This window comes from Roseateles sp. YR242, from assembly GCF_900109745.1.
In the GTDB taxonomy this organism is placed as follows: domain Bacteria; phylum Pseudomonadota; class Gammaproteobacteria; order Burkholderiales; family Burkholderiaceae_C; genus Roseateles.
The window spans coordinates 92,189-114,161 of record NZ_FOAV01000005.1; the positions used below are offsets into that span (position 1 = coordinate 92,189).

General features: G+C 65.9%; 18 protein-coding genes and 5 pseudogenes. 14 read left to right on the forward strand and 9 right to left on the reverse strand.

Annotated features, from left to right (window positions below; all coding sequences use genetic code 11):
• The first annotated feature begins 29 nt into the window (after positions 1-29).
• Both ribH and nusB read left to right on the forward strand, forming a co-directional pair.
• A complete protein-coding gene (ribH, locus tag BMY53_RS11710; protein WP_092946668.1) occupies positions 30-494 on the forward strand; it encodes a 6,7-dimethyl-8-ribityllumazine synthase in 465 nt (154 codons plus the stop codon).
• A complete protein-coding gene (gene nusB / locus BMY53_RS11715; RefSeq protein WP_092946669.1) occupies positions 491-994 on the forward strand; it encodes a transcription antitermination factor NusB in 504 nt (167 codons plus the stop codon). Before ribH ends, nusB begins: the two co-directional genes overlap by 4 nt.
• Positions 995-1,105: 111 nt before the next feature.
• On the opposite strand, the gene BMY53_RS11720 is transcribed toward nusB, so the two are convergent.
• Positions 1,106-2,101 carry a 2-hydroxyacid dehydrogenase gene (locus BMY53_RS11720; protein WP_092946670.1) on the reverse strand — a complete coding sequence of 332 codons (996 nt, stop codon included), beginning with the start codon at positions 2,099-2,101 and terminating at the stop codon, positions 1,106-1,108.
• A gap of 86 nt (positions 2,102-2,187) precedes the next feature.
• Between BMY53_RS11720 and BMY53_RS11725 the strand changes: the two genes are divergently transcribed.
• Together BMY53_RS11725 and BMY53_RS11730 are read left to right on the forward strand one after the other, a co-directional pair.
• A complete protein-coding gene (locus BMY53_RS11725) occupies positions 2,188-3,783 on the forward strand; it encodes an aspartate:alanine exchanger family transporter (RefSeq protein ID WP_092946671.1) in 1,596 nt (531 codons plus the stop codon).
• Positions 3,784-3,922: 139 nt separating this feature from the next.
• Positions 3,923-4,413, forward strand: a pseudogene (locus BMY53_RS11730) (IS5/IS1182 family transposase); the annotation flags it as partial.
• A 49-nt stretch (positions 4,414-4,462) separates the two neighbouring features.
• Here the strand turns inward: BMY53_RS11730 and BMY53_RS11735 are convergent.
• From BMY53_RS11735 to tnpA, 4 genes and pseudogenes are all read right to left on the reverse strand, one after another.
• A complete protein-coding gene (locus BMY53_RS11735; protein ID WP_092946672.1) occupies positions 4,463-4,816 on the reverse strand; it encodes a hypothetical protein in 354 nt (117 codons plus the stop codon).
• 22 nt (positions 4,817-4,838) lie between these two features.
• A pseudogene (gene tnpC / locus BMY53_RS11740) lies at positions 4,839-6,389 on the reverse strand (IS66 family transposase).
• 43 nt (positions 6,390-6,432) lie between these two features.
• Positions 6,433-6,765, reverse strand: coding sequence for an IS66 family insertion sequence element accessory protein TnpB (gene tnpB / locus BMY53_RS11745; protein WP_143074039.1), 333 nt, complete (start codon positions 6,763-6,765; stop codon positions 6,433-6,435).
• Entirely contained in the window at positions 6,762-7,106 is a 345-nt protein-coding gene (gene tnpA, locus BMY53_RS11750) for an IS66-like element accessory protein TnpA (RefSeq protein WP_092946673.1), read from the reverse strand. The genes tnpB and tnpA overlap by 4 nt, the downstream gene beginning before the upstream one ends.
• Positions 7,107-7,188: 82 nt before the next feature.
• Between tnpA and BMY53_RS11755 the strand changes: the two are divergent.
• From BMY53_RS11755 to tolA, 8 genes and pseudogenes are all read left to right on the forward strand, one after another.
• A pseudogene (locus tag BMY53_RS11755) lies at positions 7,189-7,458 on the forward strand (transposase); the annotation flags it as partial.
• Positions 7,459-7,676: 218 nt separating this feature from the next.
• Positions 7,677-7,970, forward strand: a complete 294-nt coding sequence (locus BMY53_RS26800) for a DUF6968 family protein (protein WP_404947871.1) — start codon at positions 7,677-7,679, stop codon at positions 7,968-7,970.
• A 251-nt stretch (positions 7,971-8,221) separates the two neighbouring features.
• Positions 8,222-9,280: pseudogene (gene istA / locus BMY53_RS11765) on the forward strand (IS21 family transposase); the annotation flags it as partial.
• Between the two features lie 539 nt (positions 9,281-9,819).
• Complete coding sequence (locus BMY53_RS11770) at positions 9,820-11,034, forward strand: pyridoxal phosphate-dependent aminotransferase (RefSeq protein ID WP_092946675.1); 1,215 nt, start codon at positions 9,820-9,822, stop codon at positions 11,032-11,034.
• Positions 11,031-11,477, forward strand: a complete 447-nt coding sequence (ybgC, locus tag BMY53_RS11775; RefSeq protein WP_092946676.1) for a tol-pal system-associated acyl-CoA thioesterase — start codon at positions 11,031-11,033, stop codon at positions 11,475-11,477. Before BMY53_RS11770 ends, ybgC begins: the two co-directional genes overlap by 4 nt.
• A gap of 143 nt (positions 11,478-11,620) precedes the next feature.
• Complete coding sequence (gene tolQ, locus BMY53_RS11780) at positions 11,621-12,313, forward strand: protein TolQ (protein WP_092946677.1); 693 nt, start codon at positions 11,621-11,623, stop codon at positions 12,311-12,313.
• Between the two features lie 24 nt (positions 12,314-12,337).
• The gene (gene tolR / locus BMY53_RS11785; RefSeq protein ID WP_092946678.1) at positions 12,338-12,775 is read left to right on the forward strand and encodes a protein TolR; all 438 of its coding nucleotides are present in this window, start codon (positions 12,338-12,340) and stop codon (positions 12,773-12,775) included.
• A 6-nt stretch (positions 12,776-12,781) separates the two neighbouring features.
• Entirely contained in the window at positions 12,782-13,687 is a 906-nt protein-coding gene (tolA, locus tag BMY53_RS11790) for a cell envelope integrity protein TolA (RefSeq protein ID WP_255370156.1), read from the forward strand.
• Between the two features lie 86 nt (positions 13,688-13,773).
• On the opposite strand, the pseudogene BMY53_RS26370 reads toward tolA, so the two are convergent.
• Positions 13,774-14,508 (reverse strand): annotated as a pseudogene (locus tag BMY53_RS26370) (LysE family translocator); the annotation flags it as partial.
• Between the two features lie 51 nt (positions 14,509-14,559).
• Between BMY53_RS26370 and BMY53_RS11800 the strand changes: the two are divergent.
• Entirely contained in the window at positions 14,560-15,516 is a 957-nt protein-coding gene (locus tag BMY53_RS11800; RefSeq protein WP_092946680.1) for a helix-turn-helix transcriptional regulator, read from the forward strand.
• Here the strand turns inward: BMY53_RS11800 and pcp are convergent.
• Positions 15,504-16,142: a pyroglutamyl-peptidase I gene (pcp, locus tag BMY53_RS11805; protein WP_092946681.1), complete on the reverse strand. Its 639-nt coding sequence runs from the start codon at positions 16,140-16,142 to the stop codon at positions 15,504-15,506. The two genes, BMY53_RS11800 and pcp, sit on opposite strands and share 13 nt — an antisense overlap.
• Before the next feature lie 120 nt (positions 16,143-16,262).
• Between pcp and BMY53_RS11810 the strand changes: the two genes are divergently transcribed.
• Positions 16,263-18,851 carry a GspE/PulE family protein gene (locus tag BMY53_RS11810; protein WP_092946682.1) on the forward strand — a complete coding sequence of 863 codons (2,589 nt, stop codon included), beginning with the start codon at positions 16,263-16,265 and terminating at the stop codon, positions 18,849-18,851.
• A 203-nt stretch (positions 18,852-19,054) separates the two neighbouring features.
• Here BMY53_RS11810 and BMY53_RS11815 read toward each other — a convergent pair whose 3' ends face one another.
• Both BMY53_RS11815 and BMY53_RS11820 read right to left on the reverse strand, forming a co-directional pair.
• On the reverse strand, positions 19,055-20,368 hold the full coding sequence (locus tag BMY53_RS11815) for a 3-deoxy-D-manno-octulosonic acid transferase (protein ID WP_255370157.1): 1,314 nt from the start codon (positions 20,366-20,368) through the stop codon (positions 19,055-19,057).
• Complete coding sequence (locus BMY53_RS11820; RefSeq protein ID WP_092946683.1) at positions 20,365-21,753, reverse strand: phosphomannomutase/phosphoglucomutase; 1,389 nt, start codon at positions 21,751-21,753, stop codon at positions 20,365-20,367. The genes BMY53_RS11815 and BMY53_RS11820 overlap by 4 nt, the downstream gene beginning before the upstream one ends.
• Between the last annotated feature and the right edge of the window lie 220 nt (positions 21,754-21,973).

The following is a 21,973-nucleotide window of genomic DNA, read 5'->3' on the forward strand; positions in this document are numbered from 1 at the left end:
CTGAGCAGCGCTCCTAAAAAGAGGTCTCCATGCAAGGATCTGACAAGGGTCAACCGACCGCACTGAACGGCCACGGGCTACGGGTGGGCATCGTCCAGGCACGTTTCAATGACGAGCTGACCACCGCGCTGGCCACGGCCTGCCTGGGCTCCCTGAAGCAGCATGGCGTGGCCGAGGCGGACATCCGCCACGTGACCGTGCCCGGCGCGCTGGAGGTGCCCATTGCGCTGCAAGCCATGGCCCGCAGCGGCCGCTACGACGCGCTTGTGGCCCTGGGCTGCATCATCCGTGGCGAGACCTACCACTTCGAACTCGTGGCCAATGAAAGCGGCGCAGGCGTCACCCGCCTCACGCTCGACCATGGCCTGCCTATTGCCAATGCCATCCTTACCGTCGAGAACGAAGCCCAGGCCTGGGCCCGTACCGAGGAAAAGGGCCGCGACGCCGGCACCGTTGCGGTGGAAATGGCCCTGCTGCTGAAAGAACTCCAGTGACCTCCAACGACAACACCTCAAAACCCGCCGGCAAGCCTCCCGCCAAGCCGGGGGCCAAGCGCCCGGCCGCCAAGTCAGCGCGCCGCCGCGCACGTGAACATGCGCTGCAAAGCGTCTACCAATGGCTGTTGACCGGCGATGACCTGGCGGTCATTGACGCCAACACCCGCGAGCAGGAAGGCTTCGGCAAGAGCGACCGCGGCCACTACGACAAGCTGTTCAACGGCGCCATCGAAGACGCCCCCTCGCTGGACGAAGTGCTGGCCCGCCATGCGGACCGCAAGACCACCGAGCTCTCGCCCATCGAGCACGCCATCCTGATGCTGGGCGCTTACGAGCTCAAACACTGCATTGACATCCCCTACAAGGTTGCCATCAATGAGGCGGTCGAGCTGGCAAAGTCGTTTGGTGGCACCGACGGCCACAAGTACGTCAACGGCGTGCTGGACCGTGCAGCGGAAGACCTGCGCCCGGTCGAAGTGAAGGCCGCTCGCGGCTGATCAGCCACCGGGGCATGAACCTGCCCCGGCCCCGGCCAGCCTGACCGGTCACCCCGACCGGTCACCGTGATCGCCCCACCCGGCCCTGCCGCAGCCGAGCCGGCAGCGCTCTCAATCCCTCGGAATTCGATTCACCAGTTCCTCGCCGCGTTCAAACGCGCTGATGCTGGCAATGGTGGTCGCCATGATCTGGCCAATGGCCTCCACGGTGAAGAAGGCCTGGTGCCCCGTCACGATCACGTTGGGGAAGGACACCAGCCGCTGGATCACGTCGTCGGTGATGATGGTGGAAGACAGGTCCTGGAAGAACAGGCTGGCTTCCTGCTCATAGACGTCGATCGCCAGGCCGCCCAGTTGCCCTGACTTGAGCGCCTGAGTGGCCGCTTCGGTATCCACCAGCCCGCCTCGGCTGGTATTCACCAGCACGGTGCCTTTTTTCATCTTGCCCAACGTGCCCGCATCAATGATGTGTCGGGTGTCGTCATTGAGCGGGCAGTGCAGCGAGATCACATCGGCGGTTTCCACCAGGGTCGCCAGCTCGACATAGCGCCCGCCCATCTGCTCGAACTCGGGGCGTCGAAAGGCGTCATAGCCGATCACGGTGCAACCAAACCCCAACATGATGCGGGCAAAGATCGAGCCGATCTTGCCGGTGCCAATCACACCCACGGTCTTGCCGTGCAGGTCGAACCCCATCAACCCGTCCAGCTCGAAGTTGCCTTCACGCGTGCGTGCGCTGGCCCGCGCAATCTTGCGGTTCACCGCCAGCAGCAGGCCGACCGCAAACTCCGCCACCGAATGCGGTGAATAGTCGGTCACGCGCACCACTTCGACGCCCAACCGGGCAGCGGCTTCGCAATCCACATGGTTGTAGCCGGTGGACCGGGTGGCGACGAGACCGGTGCCCTGCCGGGCCAGCACCTCCAGCACTGCCGCATCCACGTTGTCATTGACGAAGACACACACGGCCCGGCAGCCCGCTGCCAGCGCGGCAGTCTCTACCGTCAGCCGATCCTGGATGAACACCAGCTCGTGCCCCGCCGCTTCGTTCGCCCGTGCCAGCAGAGACTGGTCGTAGCGCCGCGTACTGAAAACTGCAGCTCTCATCGTTCCCCCTGAGATATTGACCGTGTAATGGCTGTCAGATGACTATTAAACTCGATCTCGTCGCCACTTGCGCCCTATGTGACGCCATGAATGAGATCAGTCATTTTCTGAGTGCACAGCCCCTGCTGGCCTTGTTCCTGACCATCGCCATCGGCTATTGGCTCGGCGCCCTCAGCGTCAGGGGCTTTGCACTGGGGTCTGGGGCGGTGCTCTTTGTAGGCCTGGCGGTGGGTGCAGCGGCCCCGACGCTGAAGCTGCCCCCGCTGCTGGGCAACCTGGGGCTGATGCTGTTCCTGTATGGCGTCGGCATTGCCTACGGCGCGCAGTTCCTGCGTGGCCTCAGCAGTGCTGAAGGCGTCAAGGCGAATGCCGCCGCCTTGATCGCCGTGCTGCTCGCGTTGGGCCTGATGCTGGCGGCGGTCGCCTACTGGCCGGGCATGGAACTGTCCAAGGCGCTGGGGGCCTACGCGGGCGCGGGCACCAGTACGGCAGCGCTGCAGGCGGCATTGGCTGTGTTCGGTGCTGAGCCGGCCACCGGCTACTCGGTGGCCTACCCGGTCGGTGTCGCCATCCCCATCGTGCTGCTGGGGCTGTACAACGCCTGGCGCAAGCCGGTGCTGCTGCAGCCCAAGCCCCCCATGCTGCATGTCGAGGAAGTCGACGTGCAGGAGTTCACCGTGCTGGGCATGAGCATCGCCACCGCCTCCCAGACCCTGCCGCGCGGTGTCACCATTGCCGCCGTCCGGCGCGGCCATCACAACGTGGGAGCCTCCGGCACTACTGAATTGCAACGCGGCGACGTGCTGCTGCTCACCGGCACGGACCGCACGGCCCTGCGCAATGCGGCACTGCGCTTCGGCCCGTCGGATCCTGGCCGCGTGCTGCGGGACCGCAGCGAGTTGGACTACGCCCGTTTCTTCATTTCCAACCCGGCCGTGGCGGGCAAGCGCATGGCGGATCTACAGCTGCCGCCGGAACTCCATGCACGCGTGCTGCACCTGCGGCGCAGCGATGCCGACCTCGCCCCGCACGACGACCGCCAGTTTGAATTCGGTGACCGTGTCGGGGTGCTGGCCCCCCGCGACAGCTTCGCCGCGCTGAGCAAGCTGTTTGGCGACTCGGTGCGCGGTACGGGCGAGGTCAGCTATATCGGGATGGGCGTGGGGGTGGTGCTGGGGCTGGGCGTGGGGGCCATCGTGTGGCCGCTGCCCCTGCTGGGGCACTTCTCGCTGGGTTTTGCCGGCCTGCTGCTGGTGGCCCTGCTGCTGGGCTGGCGGCGGCGCACCGGGCCGTTGCAGTGGGCCATGCCCGTGTCCGCCAATCTGGTGCTGCGCAATTTCGGGCTGACCGTCTTCCTGGCCGTGGTGGGCATTTCGTCCGGCGCGACTTTCGCCTCGACGGTGGCGCACAGCGGCTTGATGTATCTCGCGCTGGGCAGCGCCATCGTAGCGACGCTGGTCATCGTGACACTGCTGGTGGCCACCCTGGTCTTCAAGCTGCCCTTTGACACCGCCACCGGCGTGGTGGCTGGCGCCACGGGCAATCCGGCCATCCTGGCCTTTTCCAACCGCATCGCGCCCACCGACAAGCCCGACATTGGCTACGCGATGATTTTCCCGTCGATGACGGTGGTGAAAATCCTGCTGGTGCAGGCGGTGGCGCTGTGGGGCGGCCCGGGCTAGGCACCGCACGCAGCGGCGCTGACTGTTCACCAGTGCGCCAGTGCCCACCGGTACCCGCGAATGCCCACGGGTGCGGGCCAGCAGCGCCCCTGACCGGGGTCCCATGCCTGCGCGCTTATGATCGGCGGACTGAATCCCCAGGCACGACGCGGTGGTGGCCTTCTTCAACGAGGTGCTGGCGCAGGCCGAGCAGAAGAACTGGCTATCCAACGAGCACTTCAGCGTCGATGGGACGTTGATCCAGGCATGAGCCAGCCACAAGAGCTTTGTTCGCAAGGATAAGCAGGACAAGGACGGCGACGCCGATCGTCCTGGGGGCGGCGACGACTTCCGAGGCCAGCCGCGCAGCAACGACACACACGAGTCCACGAGCGATCCCGACAGCCGGCTGTATCGCAAGGGCAAGACGGCGAGCGAGTTGCGCTTCATGGGTCACACGTTAATGGACAACCGCCATGGCTTGATCGTGAACGCCCGAGTCACCCCGGCCGATGGTCATGCCGAGCGGTAAGCCGCGCTGAGCATGGTGAGCGACGCTCGCCAGAGCAACCCGCAGGCCATGATCACGCTGGGGCGGACAAGGGATACGACGCTACAGAGTTCGTTCAAGATCTGCAGCAGATCAAGGTCGGTAAGCGTCCGGCAAAGGCATCCGGCTGACGCCAGTCCCGATCAAGCGTCAGAGTCGTTCCACCTCTTCGGAGCCCAGCTTGAACCACTGGCCCGTGGATTCGGTGCCATGCACCTCGAATTCCGTTGCGACGTCTCTGAGCGAGCTGCGGATGCTGCGAAGCAGTTCAACGGGCATGCCGCGATCCGTATCACTGGTGTATCGGCACACCGACGTCTGCGTCTCGCTTGCTGGCACAAGATGGGTTCGTGCGATGTCGATGTCGTTGAAGTCCCCTAATGTGCCCAGCGCCCACTCGTCTTCGTTCTCAGCGTCGAACTCGACGGGGTCCAGCCCGACCCGTTCGGCAAGCTCCTCGAGCGAGAGCCCGGTCCTGAAGCTGATCGACAGGTATGTCTTCATCGAGTAGGTTGTGTTGTTGACTTCACTCTTGACATTCTCCTCGCCAGCAATGGGGCAGGAGCTCATTGATGCGGCTGGCCGGCTGCGTCGGCAGCAGTTCCAGCACGTCGCGCAAGTAGGCGTAGGGTTCAAGCTCGTTGAGCTTGGCCGAGTGAATGAGGCTCATCACGGCCGCAGCCCGCTTGCCCGCGCGCAAGCTGCCGGCGAAGAGCCAGTTCTGCCGCCCGAGTGCAATGGGCCGGATGCGGTTCTCCACCCAGTTGTTGTCAATGGGCAGGTCACCGTCATCGAGGTAGCGGATCAGCGCCGCCCAACGCTTGAGGCTGTAGTCGATGGCCCTGGCGGTGGCTGAGCCATCCGGCACGCGCTGGCGTTGTTGCCGTAGCCACTGGTTCAGTGCATCGGCCAACGGCCGGGCTGATCGGCGTGCTTCAAGCCTGGCTTGGCTATCGGCGTTGGCTGCTGTCCGTTCCACCTCGTAGAGCTGGCCGAAGAACTTCAGCGCCTGCTCGCCGACTTGGCTGCCGTGGTTGGCCCACAGTTCGTGGAACTTGCGCCGGGCGTGCGCCATGCAGCCGACCTCGGTCACGCCCAGCTCGAAGCAAGCCTTGTAGCCGGCGAAGTCGTCACAGACAAGCTTGCCTTGCCAAGCTGGCTTGCTTAGCGTCCCGGGCAGTCAGAGGAAGTCCCGGGCGTGCTGGCCGCCGCGGCTGTCGGCGAAGTCGAAGACGACGCCCTGCAACGGGCTGAACTGCGTGCTGCAGTAGCTCCACAGGTAGGCGCGGTGTGTCTTGCCGTGGCCTGGCTTGAGCATGGCCACTGGGGTCTCGTCGGCGTGAAGCACCGGCTGGCGCAGCAGTTCCGCGGCCAGCGCGTCCACCAGCGGCTGCAGTTGGACGCCGCACTCGCCGACCCACTGGGCCAATGTGGAGCGCGCGATGGCGTGACCGGCACGTTCGAAGATGGCCTCCTGCCTGTACAGCGGCAGATGGTCCAGGTACTTGGCGACCAGCACCTGCGCAAGAAGGCCCGTCGTCGGTAGGCCCTTGTCGATGATGTGCGGAGCAACCGGCGCCTGCACGATGCGCTCGCAGCACTTGCACACCCACTTGCCGCGGATGTGGCGCTCGACGGTGAACACGCCAGGCTGGTAGTCCAGCTTCTCGGCTACGTCCTCGCCAATGCGCTGCATGGCCTGCCCGCAGCCGCAGGCAGTGTTCTCGGGTTCATGGTGCACGTCGCGACGCGGCAGGTGCGCCGGCAGCTTCTCGCGCCGCGGCTGTTGCCGCTCGCCAGCAGCGCGGCCAGGTTGCAGCGCCTCAATCTCGGCGGCGACGGCCGCCAAGTCGCTGTCCAGCGTCTCGTCCAGCAAGCTCTTCTGCTCGGCGCTGAACCGCTCGCTCTGCGCCGCGAACTTCAGCCGCTTGAGGATGGCGTTCTCGTGAGTGAGCTTGTCAATGACGGCCTGCTTGAACGCAGCCTCGGCGCGTGCAGCCCGAAGGGCATCGCGCAGTTGGTTGGCATCGAGCGTGTCGAGGTCGTCGGCAATCACGAGTGGTGATGCTGCCTGCAGTGGACCTCGCTGCCTATCGGCAGATGCCGCAATGGACGCGGAGCTACAGCAGCGTGATGACGCCGGCTTCGCCGACGTGCTGCCAGGGCAGACCAAGCACCAGGGCGTCGAACTGAGCGCGGCTCAGGCTCAGCGTGCCGGTCACGTCGCGGGGCCAGACGAAGCGGCCCGCGTTGAGGCGGCGGGCCGCCAGCCACACGCCGATACCGTCATGCACGAGCACCTTCATCCGGTTGGCGCGGCGGTTGGCGAACAGGTAGGCGTGGTGGGGGCGGGCCGCGCCGAAGACCGTGACCACGCGCCGCAGGGCGGCCTCGGTGCCGGCGCGCATGTCCAGTGGCTCGACCGCCAGCCAAAGCGCATCGACCCGGATCAACGCAGCATCTCGCGGAGCCAGGCAGCGCAGGCCGTAGCGCTACTCATCGGCCAGCGCACGCGGACATGAACCGGGCCGCGCCGCAGTTCCAGTTCGATGGACTGCGGTGGATCAGATGGTGGTGTCACCGAGACGACCGACACGGGGACGAAGGCGGGCGAGTTGCAAATCTCATCGTCACCAGAAACCAAACGGCGCCACTTGTGAACGAGATTGGCGTTGAGGCCGTAGCTCATCGCCACCTGGGCTACGGACGCGCCTGGCACCGCGCATGCGGCGATGACTTGCCGCTTCAGCTCTGCATCGTGACGCCGGCGGCTGGCCGGCTTGGCGTCTGACATGGTGTCCACCTAACTTACTTGGTGGGCACCATCCTGGCTGCCGGTCACGCGCCGTTCAAGATGAGTTGACCGGACGGATACCAAGGTCGTGCCTCATGTGGCACAGAACAAATCGGGACGCCGCTCGGCCGTGCCCGAAGCGATTGCGCAGACACCAGGCTACGACTTGTCGATGCGGTGCCGCAAACGCATCGAGCAAGGCTTCGGGTGGGCGAAATCCATCGGTTCGATCCGCCAAGTGATGGTGCGCGGACTGAAGAAAGTGGACCAACTGTTCGTGCTGAACATGGCAGCCTACAACTTGGTGCGCATGCGCTCGCTAGGGCGAGTCCTTCTGCCAGTCGCCGGATGAGCGATAGCGGCGCCTGAAACGCCGCCCAACGCCCCATTTGGGCTCTCGAAAAGCGTTGTCGAATCGACTTCGAATCAGACTGGTCGAAATTCCGACAACTGAGGTGCAGGGCGGCGTGAGTCGCGGCAGTATTTCAGCAGCCTGCTAGAGGATATCCTTCGCTGAAGAGCCCTCGCGTTATTCAGACTCTATTCATTACCATGGAGGCCAACTCAATCATGCTTCAAAAGCCACTTCTCGCAGTCTTTTCCGACGACAACTCCGCGGCACTCGAGATACAAATTGGATACCCGGAGGTTGCAGAGGTTGACTGGAGGTGCAGTGCACAGATTGTTGGGCTGCACCCCAGAAGTCGATATCTGGTCGGCATTGACCCTTGGCAGGCATTGCAGTTGGCTCAGCAATACGTTCTTAACGAACTAAAATCTCTCATAGAGCAGGGCGCTCGCCTTCAGACAAGCGATGGCGAATATTCGCTAACCTTGGCGGAACTTTTCACCACCCTCCAATAATTTACCCAATTGACGGTTGCGCTCGCAGCCCTCGTCCACTGAAGTGGTGGGCAGCGCCACACTCCGGCCCCAACACGTTTTCGTCAATGGCGCCGCGATTAGCGTCAGTGCCCGCGCGACATAGTTCAATAGCAGCGGGAGTTACAGGCCACCCCGCCCCTGGGGCGTGCATCTCGACCTTGTTTCGCTTACCGCTACCTTGATGGCTTCTCCGCCACCTGGGAGCAATCGTGAGCCGCAGGAGAATCGAGATGTTCCAGTATCGACAAGTGCTCGTGCGGCTTCGCGCGGGTGATTCTGAGCGCGACCTCGCCCGGGCTGGCCTCATGGGGCGGCAGAAACTGGCCCAGGTGAGGTCTGTTGCGCAGTTCCGCGGCTGGTTGGATCCGAGCGTCGATCTCCCGACGGACGAGGAACTGGCACAGGCCTTCGCTGGCCAGCGACGGGCCGCCTCCTCCATCTCCAGCGTGGAGCCCTGGCGCGACCTGGTGGCCCAGTGGCAATCGGCTGGTGTGCAAGGCAAGGCGATCCACGCTGCCTTATGCCGGCTGCACGGGTACCACGGCAGCTACTCCTCCGTGGCACGGCTGCTGGTGGATCTGCGAGGGCGACAGCCGGCGAACGTGACCGTACGGTTGAGCTTCGAGCCAGGTGATGCAGCCCAGGTGGACTTCGGCGCAGGGCCTGTTCTGGTGCATCCCGATGGTCGTCCCCGCAGAACGTGGGCGTTCGTCATGACCCTGGCCCACAGCCGCCATCAATATGTGGAGTTCGTCTGGGACCAGACGGTGGCAACATGGCTGGGCTGTCATCGGCGGGCGTTCGAATGGTTCCACGGCGTGCCGAGCCGCTTGATCATCGACAACGCCAAGTGCGCCATCATCCGCGCCTGCGCCAAGGATCCACTGGTCCAACGTGCCTACGCTGAGTGTGCCGAAGGCTACGGCTTCAAGATCGATGCTTGCCCGCCCCACGATCCCCAGAAGAAGGGCATCGTGGAAGCTGGGGTGAAGTACGTCAAGGGCAACTTCCTGCCCACTCGGACGTTCCGTGATCTGGCGGACCTGAACGCCCAGGTGCGTCTGTGGGTCATGCAGGAGGCGAGCCAACGTGTTCATGGCACCACCCGGGTCAAGCCGCTGGCGCTGTTCGAACTGGAACGGGCCTGGCTGCAGCCTCTGCCCGCCATCGCTCCGGACCTGGGTAGCTGGCACCGCGTCACGGTGCACCGCGACTGCCACCTGCAGTTCGAACGCGTGCTGTACTCAGCGCCTTTCACGCTGGCCGGCAAACCCCTGTGGCTGCGCGCTCCAACCGGTCAGCAAGGACCACTGCGGGGTATATCCAGGGGTGTCCTTGGTTCCTGGAACCGACAGGTTGAAGCCCCGCGCAACAAGGCGACGATGATGGTAACGATGCTCACGACGAATTGCGCCGGAAATCATCGGGGCTGCCTTGAACATCAGCATTAGGCTGTTGCAGACACCAAGGGCCTTTTTGGAGGATGCCATGCTGTCGCTACTGCCTTGCACCTCGTAGGCCTTGCTGATCGTCGTCACTCCGCATCATCTATGTCAAGCCTTGGGAGACTCCCCATGAACGGCCCTCTGACGGTAGCCCTGAGCGATGAAGCGATTCAAGCTATCGCGCGCGCAAGCCGACTCTCTCCCAGGGAGCTCGATCAACTCGCAGAGCTGCTTGCTGCCATCTCAGCATGACGCCTCGGGGGAGGCGCTGGGCCGGACGGCTATTATTCTTGTAACGCGCAGCGGCGTTCACCAGCGCCGTGACGTAAAAATTCCGTACTTTGACTTTTGTTAGCATCTACTATCATCAAAGAACGCATGAAATGAGACTCTCCGATCGAGTTGCACGGATCGAACCGTTCTACGTCATGGAGTGCGCCAAGCGCGCCGATGAGATCGCCCGCTCCGCCGTGTGCGACCCGGCCCAGGGCGGCCGGCACATGATCTACCTGAACATCGGTGAACCGGACTTCGGCGCCAGTGCGGCGGTTCGCGAGGCCGCCGCGCGCTTCACCGCTGCCGGCCAGATCCCCTACACCCAGGCCACCGGCCTGGTGGCCCTGCGCCAGCGGCTCTCCGACTGGTACCGCAACACGCAGGACCTCGCCATCGCGCCTGAGCGCATCGTCATCACCGCCGGTGCGTCCGCCGCGTTGCAGCTCACCTGCCTGGCGCTGTTCGAGCGTGGCGACGAGGTGCTGATGCCCGACCCCAGCTATCCCTGCAACCGCCACTTCCTCGCCGCCGTGGACGCCACGGCGGTGCTGCTGCCCGCGGGCGCGGAGCAACGCTTCCAGCTGGACATGGCCCAGGTGCAAAAGCGCTGGACCGAACACAGCCGGGGTGTCCTGCTCGCCTCGCCCAGCAACCCCACCGGCACCTCCATCGCGCCGGATGAACTGGCACGCATCCACGCCTTTGTGCGCGCGCAGGGCGGCGTCACGGTAGTGGACGAGATCTACCAGGCGCTGAGTTATGACGACCGTTACCGCCGCAGCGCGCTGGCCCTGGGCGACGACGTGATCTCCATCAACAGTTTCTCCAAGTACTTCGGCATGACCGGCTGGCGGCTGGGCTGGCTGGTGCTGCCGCCTGCGCTGGTCTCCCCGGTGGAGAAGCTCGCACAAAACCTCTACATCTGCCCGTCCACCATTGCCCAGAAGGCGGCCCTGGCCAACTTCGAACCCGAGTCACTGGCGGAGTTCGAACGGCGCCGCGAGGAGCTCCGGCGCCGGCGTGACATGGTGGTGCCTGAACTGAACGCCATGGGCCTGCCCGTTCCGGTGGTGCCGGACGGCGCCTTCTATGTCTGGGCCGACGCTTCCGGCACGGGCCTGGGCAGTTGGGACCTGTGCATGGACCTGATGCAACATGCACAGGTGGCCCTGACCCCGGGCCGCGACTTCGGGCCCGCCTTGGGCGAACGCTTCCTGCGGCTGTCTTTCGCCAGCAGCACGGACGATCTGCGTGAAGCGCTGCAACGCATCCGTGTGCGGCTGGCCGATCTTCGCGCTACTCACCCCCGCCCCACGCCATGACCGGCACCGCCATCGCCCCCACCTCATCGTCCAACGCACCGCGGCTCCCAGCCTTCCAGCATGAGCTGCGCATCTATTGGGAAGACACGGACGCCGGTGGCGTCGTCTTCTACGCCAACTATCTCAAGTTCATGGAGCGTGCCCGGACGGAATGGCTACGCGGCCTGGGCTTCGAGCAGGAACTGATGCGGCGTGATGAGGGCCTGATGTTCGTGGTCAGCGACACGGCCTTGCGCTACCTGGCCCCCGCCCGGCTGGACGACTGGCTGCGGATCACCGTGCATCCCACCGAGATCGGCCGGGCCAGCCTGACCATCGACCAGCAGGTCTGGCGCGGTGAACAGCTGCTGACCGAGGGTCGCATCCGCATCGGTTGTGTCGATGCGGCCAGCCTGAAGCCGGCGAGAATCCCGGCACGCATCCTGCAATGCCTGCAGCGCTGAAACGGCCCAGCCAACATCCGGACACAGTGCCGGGTCGATTTCGAGCAAAAATTACCTGTTTGCCGCGTCCCTGCGCCGCCCTACCCTCAGCACACCCGGGCGTCGGCCCCTTGCTGACCTCACGTTGATCTCACGTTGACTTCATGAACCAAGACCTCTCCATCATCTCCCTGATCATGCATGCCAGCTTCACGGTGCAGCTGGTCATCGCCGCGCTGCTGCTGGTCTCGCTTGCGAGCTGGAGCGTGATCTTCAGCAAGCTGATCTCGCTGTCGCGCGTGAAGGCCCGCAACGAGGGGTTCGAGCAGGAGTTCTGGTCGGGCAAGAATCTCAACGATCTGTACAACAGCGTCTCCAACCACCATGACGGCGCCCCGCTGGAGCGCATCTTTGCCTCCGGCATGCGCGAGTTCCTGAAGCTGCGCGAACGCCGCGTGACCGAATCCAACGCCCTCCTGGACGGCGCCCGCCGCGCCATGCGGGCCAGCTTCCAGCGTGAGCTTGACGCGATGGAGTCGCACCTGTCCTTCCTGGCCTCGGTCGGTTCAGTCTCGCCTTATGTCGGCCTGTTCGGCACGATCTGGGGGATCATGCATGCGTTCGTGGGCCTGTCCAACCTGACGCAGGTGACGCTGGCCACCGTGGCCCCCGGCATCGCCGAAGCGCTGGTGGCAACCGCCATCGGCCTGTTCGCCGCCATCCCGGCCGTGCTGGCGTACAACCGCTTCGCCCGCCAGATCGACCGCAACGCCATCACGCTGGAGACCTTCATCGAAGAGTTCTCCAACATCCTGCAGCGCAATGCCGGCCAGCCGGCACCTGCGGCGGCCCGCTGAGCAGACACAACGGAGCACCCCGCCATGCCCGCGATGTCATCCCGCAGCGGCTCCCGCCGCCGCACCATGAACGAAATCAACATGGTGCCCTTCATCGACGTGATGCTGGTCCTGCTCATCATCTTCATGGTGAGCGCCCCCCTGATCACCACCGGGGTGGTGGACCTGCCCAGCGTCGGCACCAGCAAGCAGCAGCCCACCCACGTGATCCAGGTGATCGTCGGCAAGGACGAACAACTCAAGATCAAGCTGGACGGCGAGCAGGACCCTCAGCCCGTGCCGCTGAAGGCGCTGGCCGCCCGGGTCAAGGATGCCCAGGCCGGCGACGCCAACACCCCGGTGGTGATTTCCGCTGACCGCAATGTGAAGTACGAAGCCGTGGTGAAGACCATGGACGTGCTGCAGCGTGCCGGTATCCAGCGGGTCGGCCTGTCGGTCAAGAACGGTCCGTCGGACAGCTGACGCCCCATGAGCAGTCTTGTTTCCCGTTTCCCCATGGACCGCGATGCGCTGCGCCCGCCGCCAGCGCCTGGCATGGGCCGCGGCCTGGTGCTGGCCGTCGTGGCGCACATCTTCCTGGTGCTGGCCCTGAGCTTTGGCGTGAGCTGGCGCTCCACCCCGGTCCCGGCCTCCGAGGCCGAGCTGTGGGCCTCCATTCCGGTGGCCGCCGCGCCCAAGGAGCAGTTGCCCCAGGAAGAGCCGCAGCCCCCCAAGCCGGAACCCAAGCCCGAGCCCCCCAAGCCACAGACACCCTCGGCCGAGGAGGTGCAGGCCCAGCGCGATGCCGAGATCGCCATTGCCAAGGCCAAGGAGCGCAAGCAGAAGGAAGACCAGGAACTGCGCGACGCGGAAGAAAAGAAACGCAAGCTTGATCAGCAGAAGAAGGAAGACGCTGACAAGCAGGAGCGTGACCGCAAGGAGGCGCAGGCCAAGAAGGACCAGGCCGACAAGCTCAAGGCTGACAAGGCCGAGAAGGCTCGCAAGGACGCCGAGGCCAAAGCCGAGCAGGCGCGCCATGATGCCAACGTCAAGCGCATCATGGGCATGGCCGGCGCTACCGGCGCCCCGAATGCCACCGGCTCGGCGTTGAAGAGTGCGGGCCCGTCGGCCAACTACGCAGGCCGGATCAAGGCGCGCGTGCGGCCCAACATCATCTACGCCGATGCGGGGGGCACCGACAACCCACAGGCGGAAGTGGAAGTGCGCTGCAGCCCGGACGGCACCATCGTGGCTCGCCGCATCATGAAGTCCAGCGGACTGCCGGACTTTGATGCTGCGGTGCTGCGGGCGCTGGACAAGACCGAGATCTTGCCGCGCGACACCGACGGCACCGTGCCCCAGGTGATGCTCATCACCTTCCGGCCGCGCGAGTGATGGGCGCCTGGGACGTCAACAGCCGCCTGTGATGGCGAGGGCGGGACAGCCTCCCCGCTCTCCCATCGCCACCCGCTGTAGACCGTGTACAGCGCGGTGGCCCATAACAGCAGGCCCACCGCACGAAGCAGCACTCGCTGGCGCGACACCGACAGGTTGCGCAGCCGGTGGTGCCCCGCCGTGGCCAGCACCGCCAGCCCACCGTACACCGAGATCTGCGCCAGTGCGGTCAAGGCACCGATGGCCCCCAGCTGCCACACCAGCCCGCCCCGCTCAGGATGCAGGAACTGCGGCAGCACCGCCAGGCTGAACAGGTAGGCCTTTGGATTGAGCAGGTTGGTCAGCACGGCGCCGCCAAACACGGCCCCCAGACTCTCCAGCCTCCCCTGCCCGCTTTGCCCGCTTTGCCCGTCTTGCCCGCCTTGCCCCTCCAGGCGACGTCCGTTCGGCAAGCCCCCGGGCAAGCCGGCCGGCGAGCCGCCATCGCCTGCGGGTTGTGGCTGCGCGCGCATCAGCCCCCAGCCCAGCCAGGCCAGGTAGAGCGCGCCGGCCATCATCATCGCAGTGAACGCGCCCGGTACCGCCTTCAGCAGCAGGGCCAGGCCCAGCGCGCCCATGCTCAGATGGCACAAGGCGCCAGCCACCACGCCGGCCAGCGCCACCGCGCCCGCCCGCCATCCCCTGGCCAGGCTCCAGCCCACCACAAACGCCATGTCCACGCCCGGCAGTACCACCACCCCCAGCACCAGCGCGAAGTACACCCCCAACTCGGCAGCAGTCATCCTGATCTCCCTTGAAAGAGCCGCAAGCCTAGGAGGCATATAGGACAAAATACAGCCTATATCGAACCCGACCGTTCTAGACTCCTTCGCATGTCCAAACCCGCCTCACGCGTGCTGGTCCTGCTGGAATTGCTGCAGTCCCGTGGCCAGGTCGATGGCGCGACCCTGGCGCACGAGCTGCAGGTGGAGCGCCGTACCGTGCGCCGCTACATCGCCGCACTCGAAGATCTGGGCATTCCCATACAGGCGGAGCGGGGCCGGTTCGGTGGTTACCGGCTCATGCCGGGCTACCGCTTGCCGCCCATGATGTTCTCGGACGACGAGGCGCTGGCCATCGGCCTGGGGCTGCTGGCGGTGCGGCAACTGGGCTGGGCGGATGCCAGCCCGGCCGTGGCCAGTGCCCAGGCCAAGCTGGAGCGGGTGTTGCCAGCGGCGCTTCAGAAGCGCCAGCGCGGCATCTCCCAGCGTGTAGCCCTGGACCTCAAGCCTACCCGGGACGCCGCCGATCCGGCCGTCATCGCCGCGCTCGGTGCGGCCGCCTTCTCGCAGCAGCGCATGCGCATGGTTTATCAGGACGTGCAGGGGCAGCGGTCAGAACGCGACTTCGACCCCTACGGCCTGGGTTTTCGTGGCGGGCATTGGTATGCGGTCGGCTTCTGCGGGCTGCGCCAGGCCATGCGCTCGTTCCGGCTGGACCGCATCGATTCGGTCGAGCCGCTACCCCAGAGCTTTGGTCGGCCCGAGTCGTTCGACGTGCTGGCGCATCTGCAGGCATCCATGGTGCGCGTGCCGCGTGCTCATGCGGTGCATTTGAAGGTGCAGGCGCCGCTGGAAGCGCTGGTGCAGCAGCCGCTGGCAGCCATCAGCAGCCTCGAATCCGGCGTGGATGGGGTGCTGCTGCAGTGCCAGATCGATGACCTGGCGTGGATGGCGCGCAGCCTGGCGGCGCTGCCCTTCGACTTCAAGATCCTGCAGCCCCCCGCCCTGGTGGCAGCGCTGCGCACGGTGGCGCAAGAACTGGCCCTGCGGGCGGATCAATCCAGCTGACCTGCCGCCATCCGGATCTCCTGCCCCGTCAGCGCCGTCTTCAACACCAGGCGCGTGGCGGCCACCAGGGTGTCCAGGGGCAGGCTGGCGGCGCCCGGATGGTGGGCGGCCTGCTGCGGCAGGTAGGGAATGTGCATGAAGCCGCTCGGCACGCCCTGCCCCATGAGCCGGTGCTGCAGGCCGTAGAACACGTGGTTGCAGACGAAGGTGCCGGCCGTCTGCGACACGGAAGCCGGGTAACCGGCCGCCCGCAGCGCGGCCACGATGGCCTTGATCGGCAGAGTGCTGAAGTAGGCGGCCGGCCCGTCCGCCGCCACCGGCTCATCCACCGGCTGGGCGCCGGCGTTGTCGGGAATGCGCGCATCGTCCACGTTGATGGCCACCCGCTCCAGGGACAGGTCACAACGCCCGCCGGCCTGCCCCACCGCCAGCACCAACGCAGGCCGCACACGCGTGAGCGCGTCGTCCAGGCGCTGCAAGGACTCACCAAACACGCAGGGCAGTTGCACCGCCACCACCCGCGCCTCGGCGATCACTTCACCGTGCAGGGCCTGGGCCAGCTCCCAGGACGGATTGATGGCTTCACCACCAAAAGGCTCGAAGCCCGTGATCAGGATGTTCTTCACGGAACCGAGTCTAGCGGGCCTCTCAATTGCTATTACTCGTTATGGAAGTAGCGCAAACGCGTTAGGCTTAGGCCTAAGACGCCCCTTTGTCCAGTCAAAAATACTCGCGGAGACCGCTACATGTCCGACCCGTCCGTCCCGCTGCAATGGACTCACACCGAGCCAGGCCAGCTGCCGGTGGCCCCTGCGGCCGCTCCGCAGAGCCCTGCCCCGGCGGCCCATGCGGGCACGCGGCGCGGGGGCGACAGCGGCTTCGAATGGCCTACCCCGCCCTTTGCCGCCTACCCGCGGCCCAAGTCTCAACGTGATCCGCTGGCCTGTGAAATCCTCGGCCTGAACGGTAGCCGCACGGTCGGCAAGGTGATCCTGATGGTGCCGGAAGAGCGCCTGGCGCAGGTGCTGGTGCCGCCGGCCCGCAACGCCATGCCGCTGAAGTTCTCGCAGTTCCGGGCGCTCAAGCTGTTGCATGCCATCGAGGTGCCGCCGCGCGATCCCGCGTCCCTCAACGACCCGCACTCGCTGGACCAGCGCCCGCGCACCGAGTTCCGCCTGGTCTACCAGAGCGGCGAGGAGTTCCAGGGCACGACCATCGGCCACCAGGAATCCGACCTCGGCCTGTTCCTGTTCCCGCCGGTCAGCGAGACCAGCGACTGGGTGCGCTGCATGTTTGTGCCGCGCGAGGTGCTGACCAGCTATGAGGTCGGCGACCGCATTGGCGACCTGCTGGTGCGCGAGCATGTGGCCACGGCCGACCAGGTGGACGACGCCCTGCAGGAACAGAAACAGCTGCGCGACCGCCGCGTGGGCGACATTCTTGTGGCCCAGCAGATCGTCAGCGCCGAGCAGCTGATGCAGGCCATCGAGCAGCAGGCCAAGATGCCGATGGTGCGCATCGGCGAGGCGCTGCTGGCACTGGACCTGGTCAGCCAGGCGCAACTGGACGAAGCGCTGCAGCAGCAGAAGCTGGACCGCTCGGTGCCCTTGGGCGAATTGCTGGTCCGCAAGGGCGTGGTCACGCGCGCCCAGTTGCAATCGGCGCTGGCCCGCAAGATGGGTTATCCGCTGGTGGACGTGGATCACTTCGCCATCGAACCGGACGCCGTGCGCAAGCTGCCGCTGTCCGTGGCGCGCCGGCTGGAGGTGCTGCCGCTGGTGCTGCGGGATGGCCGCCTGATCGTGGCGATGGAAGACCCGACGCGCCGGGATTGCATCGACGAAGTGGAGTTCATCACCCAGCTCAAGGTGGTGCCGGCCCTAGCGCGGGTGGGTTCGCTGCAATTCGCCCTGCCCATGGCTTATGAACGCTTTGGCAACCAGGGCGCGGCAGGCCGCGATGCCAGCCTGCCACCCATTGGCATGGACTTCGAGCTGGACAGCTCGGACAAGCTGATCGAGACCCTGGAGCGCGAAGGCCAGGAACAGCAGGCCCGGGAAGCGGCCCGGGAGGAAGAGCGTCCGATCGAGCAGAGCGACAACTCGCTGGTGCGGCTGATCAACAGCATGATCATTGACGCCTACAACCAGCATGTGTCGGACATCCACATCGAAACCTACCCGGGCAAGGACAAGGTGCGGATCCGCTTCCGCAAGGACGGGGTGCTGCAGCCCCACCTGGAGCTGGCCCACACCTACCGCAGCGCGCTGATCGCCCGGATCAAGATCATGTGCGACCTGGACATTTCCGAGCGTCGCAAGCCGCAGGACGGCAAGATCAATTTCGCCCGTTTCTCCGCGCAGCATCCCATCGAGCTGCGGGTCGCCACCATCCCGACCAACAACGGGCTGGAGGATGTGGTGATGCGGATCCTGGCCTCGGCCAAGCCTATCCCCATGGAGAAGCTGGGGCTGTCCGCCTACAACTTCGACAACCTGAAGGTGGCGGCGGGACGCCCTTACGGCATGGTGCTGTGTGTGGGCCCCACTGGCTCCGGCAAGACCACCACGCTGCACTCGGTGCTGGCCCAGATCAACACGCCCGACCGCAAGGTCTGGACCGCCGAGGACCCGGTGGAAATCACCCAGGCCGGGCTGCGGCAGGTACAGGTCAACCCGAAGATTGACTGGACCTTTGCCAAGGCACTGCGCGCCTTCCTGCGGGCGGACCCGGACGTGATCATGGTGGGTGAAATCCGTGACGAGGAAACCGCCGAGATTGCGGTGGAAGCCTCGCTGACGGGCCACCTGGTGCTCTCCACCCTGCACACCAACAGCGCGCCCGAGACCGTCACCCGGCTGCTGGACATGGGCATGGACCCGTTCAACTTCGCTGATTCACTGCTGGCGGTGCTGGCCCAGCGCCTGGTGCGCCGGCTCTGCCCGGCCTGCCGCAAGTCCGAGCCGATGCCGGATGCGCGCCTGCAGGAATTGCTGGACGACTTCCTGCACGGCTTCGCGGCCGAGAACCGGCCGACGCGGGAGTCGGTGCTGGCCGAGTGGCAAGGGGCCTATGGCCAGCCCAACCTGCTGCACTATCACAGCCCGGGCTGTGCCAAGTGCGACAACACGGGCTACAAGGGCCGTGCCGGTTTGCATGAGTTGCTGGTGGTCTCAAAGACCGTGCGCCGCCTGATCCAGACGGGCTCACGTGCCGAGGAGCTGATGCACCAGGGCATGGGTGAAGGCATGCGGACGCTGCGGCAGGATGGCATCACCAAAGTCCTGCAAGGCGTGACCTCCCTCAGCGAAGTGCGGGCTACAAGTAATCAGTAGCCCCCGGCTGTTCGGGCCTAAGGCCCGCCCATCCGCCCCCCGAGGGGGCTGCGGGCCGCCTTGGGAGCGGCCCGGCGGCGGCCCTCTTCGCTCATCAGAGCCCCGCTTGAACGGCGCTGCGCGCGTTCAAGCGCTTTGGTGCGTAGGGGTGCGGTGTGGCTTGCAGTGCTCTGCGCCGAAGGTGCAGGGAGAACTGTGGTGGATCAACGCTGGGGGGTCAGGGCGAGGATGCGCTGCGACATACGGGCAGCCGCGCCGCGGTGGGCGGCGGCAAACGCCGTCGCCGCTGAGGCCATGGCCTGGCGGCGGGATGGGTCGCCCAGCAGGTCCAGGGCCTGGGTGGTGGCCTCGCCCAGCGTTTGCACGCGGGCGGAAGCGCCCGCCTCCAGCGACAGCGTGGCCGCCTCGGCAAAATTGAAGGTGTGCGGGCCCATGAGCAGCGGCACGCCGCAGGCGGCCGCCTCGATCAGGTTCTGCCCACCCAGCGGCTCAAAACTGCCGCCCAGTAGCGCCACGTCCGCCAGACCGTAATACAGCGCCATCTCGCGCATGGAATCGCCCAGCCACACGTCAGCGCCGATGTCCTCGGCCGTGGGACCCTCCGGTGCAAAAGCGCTGCGCCGCGCCAGCCGCAGGCCGGCATTGCGCACCAGCGTCGCCACCTCATCAAAACGTTGCGGGTGCCGCGGCACGATGAGCAGCAAGGGGCCTGTCCCCCCGGCCCGTCGCGACGCCGTGGCCTGCCATTGGGCCAGCATCGCCGCCTCCTCGCCTTCACGCGAGACGGCAAGCATCACCACCGGTCGGCCCAGGCCGGCATGCCAGCCCTTGCCGCGGGCCACCAAGGCCTCATCCGGCTGCAGGTCGAACTTGAGATTGCCGCTGACCTGGACCTCAGGCACCCCCGCCTGGGTCAGGCGTTGCCCATCTTCCCGGGTTTGCGCCAAGGCCAGACGCAAGGTGCGCGCCGCCGGGGCCAGCAAGGCCTTGAAACGCTCGCCGCGCCGCAGGCTGCGGGCAGACAAGCGTGCATTGGCCAGCACCATGGGCACCCCAGCCCGCGCTGCTTCGTGCTGAAGGTTGGGCCAGATCTCGGTTTCCATCAGCACGCCCACTGCCGGCCGCGTGGCACGCAGGAAGCGGCGCACCGCCCCCGGCGTATCAAACGGCAGCCAGCGCTGGGTATCGCCCGGCTGCAGCAAGGCCTGACCCGCTTCGCGACCGGTGGCCGTGGTGTGGGTCAGCAGCAGCCGCAGCCCGGGACGGTCCTGGCGCAGGCGCTCGATCAGCGGCGCAGCCGCACGAGTCTCGCCCAGCGACACGGCATGGACCCAGACCGCGCCAGGCTCGATCTCGGGCCCGAAACCGAAACGCTCCGGCAGATGGGCCCGGTACAAGGGCTCCGCACTGCCACGGCGCATCAGCCGCAGCAGGTACAGCGGCGTGCCCAGACGCAGCACGCTGCTGAAGAAGCCGCGGGCGAGACGCTCCCGCCAGGAATCTCGAGGGAGACTCAATGGCCGGCCGAGAAGGTGATGTCCGGCTTGACGCGCTTGAGCTGGGCCAGCACTTCCTTCTGGATGCGCTCCAGCGCCTCCTGGGTGTGGCCTTCAAAACGCAGCACCAGCACCGGCGTGGTGTTGGAAGCCCGGACCAGGCCGAAACCGTCGTCGTATTCCACCCGGATGCCGTCAATGGTGATCACGTTCTTGGCATTGGGGAACTCGGCGATCTCCTTGAGCTTGGCCACCACCTCGTGGTGCTCGCCTTCCGCGCAAGGCACGTTCAGTTCCGGCGTGTTGACGCTGTTGGGCAGGTCGTTGAGCACCTGGCTGGGGTCGTCCGAGCGCGACAGGATCTCCAGCATGCGGGCGGCCGTGTACATGGCGTCATCGAAGCCATACCAGCGCTCGCCGAAGAAGATGTGGCCCGACAGCTCACCGGCCAGCGGCGCACCGGTTTCCTTCAGCTTGGCCTTGGCCAGGGAGTGGCCGGTCATCCACATCAGCGGCTTGCCGCCGTGTTCCTCGATCCAGGGGCCCAGACGCTGCGAGCACTTCACGTCGAAGATGATCTCGGAACCGGGCAGGCGCTTCAGGATGTCAGCGGCCAGCAGCATGATCTGACGGTCCGGCATGATCATCGTGCCGTCCTTGGTGACGATGCCCAGGCGGTCGCCGTCACCGTCAAAGGCCAGGCCCAGTTCGGCATCGGTGGCATGCACGATGCGCTTGAGGTCTTCCAGGTTCTCGGGGCGCGACGGGTCCGGATGGTGGTTGGGGAAGTCGCCATCCACCTTGGAGAAGATGTCCACCACCTCGCAGCCCAGCGCGCGCAGGATGGCCGGTGCGGTAGCGCCGGGGATGCCGTTGCCGCTGTCCACCACGATCTTCATCGGGCGGGAGAGCTTGGCGTCGGACACGATGCGGTGGCTGTACTCCGCCTCGATGTCCATCTTGCCGACCCGGCCCTTGCCGGCTTCGTAGTCTTCGGCTTCGATGCGGCACTTCAGGCCCTGGATCTGTTCACCGTAGACCGCGGCGCCCTTGAGCACCATTTTGAAACCGTTGTAGTCCTTCGGGTTGTGGCTGCCGGTGACCTGGATGCCGGAGTGGCAGCCATGCTTGCCTCGGGTGGCGGCCACGTAATAGAGCATGGGCGTGGTCACCGCACCAATGTCCACCACATCCAGACCGGTGGAGGTCAGGCCGCGAATCAGCGCTTCCACCAGGCCCGGGCCGGACACCCGGCCATCTCGGCCCACCGCCACGGCCTTCTCGCCTGCGAGCTTGGCCTCGGTGCCGAAGGCACGGCCGAGGTGCTCGGCCAATTCCTCGTTCAGGGTCTGACCCACAACACCGCGAATGTCATAGGCCTTGAAAATGGAAGCGTGAACTTGCATGAGCGTCCCTGTAAAAAGGTGGTCGGACAACAAAACTGGGGCGGATTGTAGGCAGGAGAAACGCCCCTTCCGTGTAACCCGGGGTGATGATGGGCATCCCCCTCAACTTGACCCGGCCCCAATAGGGCAATTGGCGGACCAGGGGCGGCGCCCAGCGATGAAACGCAGGGCGGTTGCAACTGCCATCCGGCGTCAGCAACATGTCCGGAAACGGCCAGCG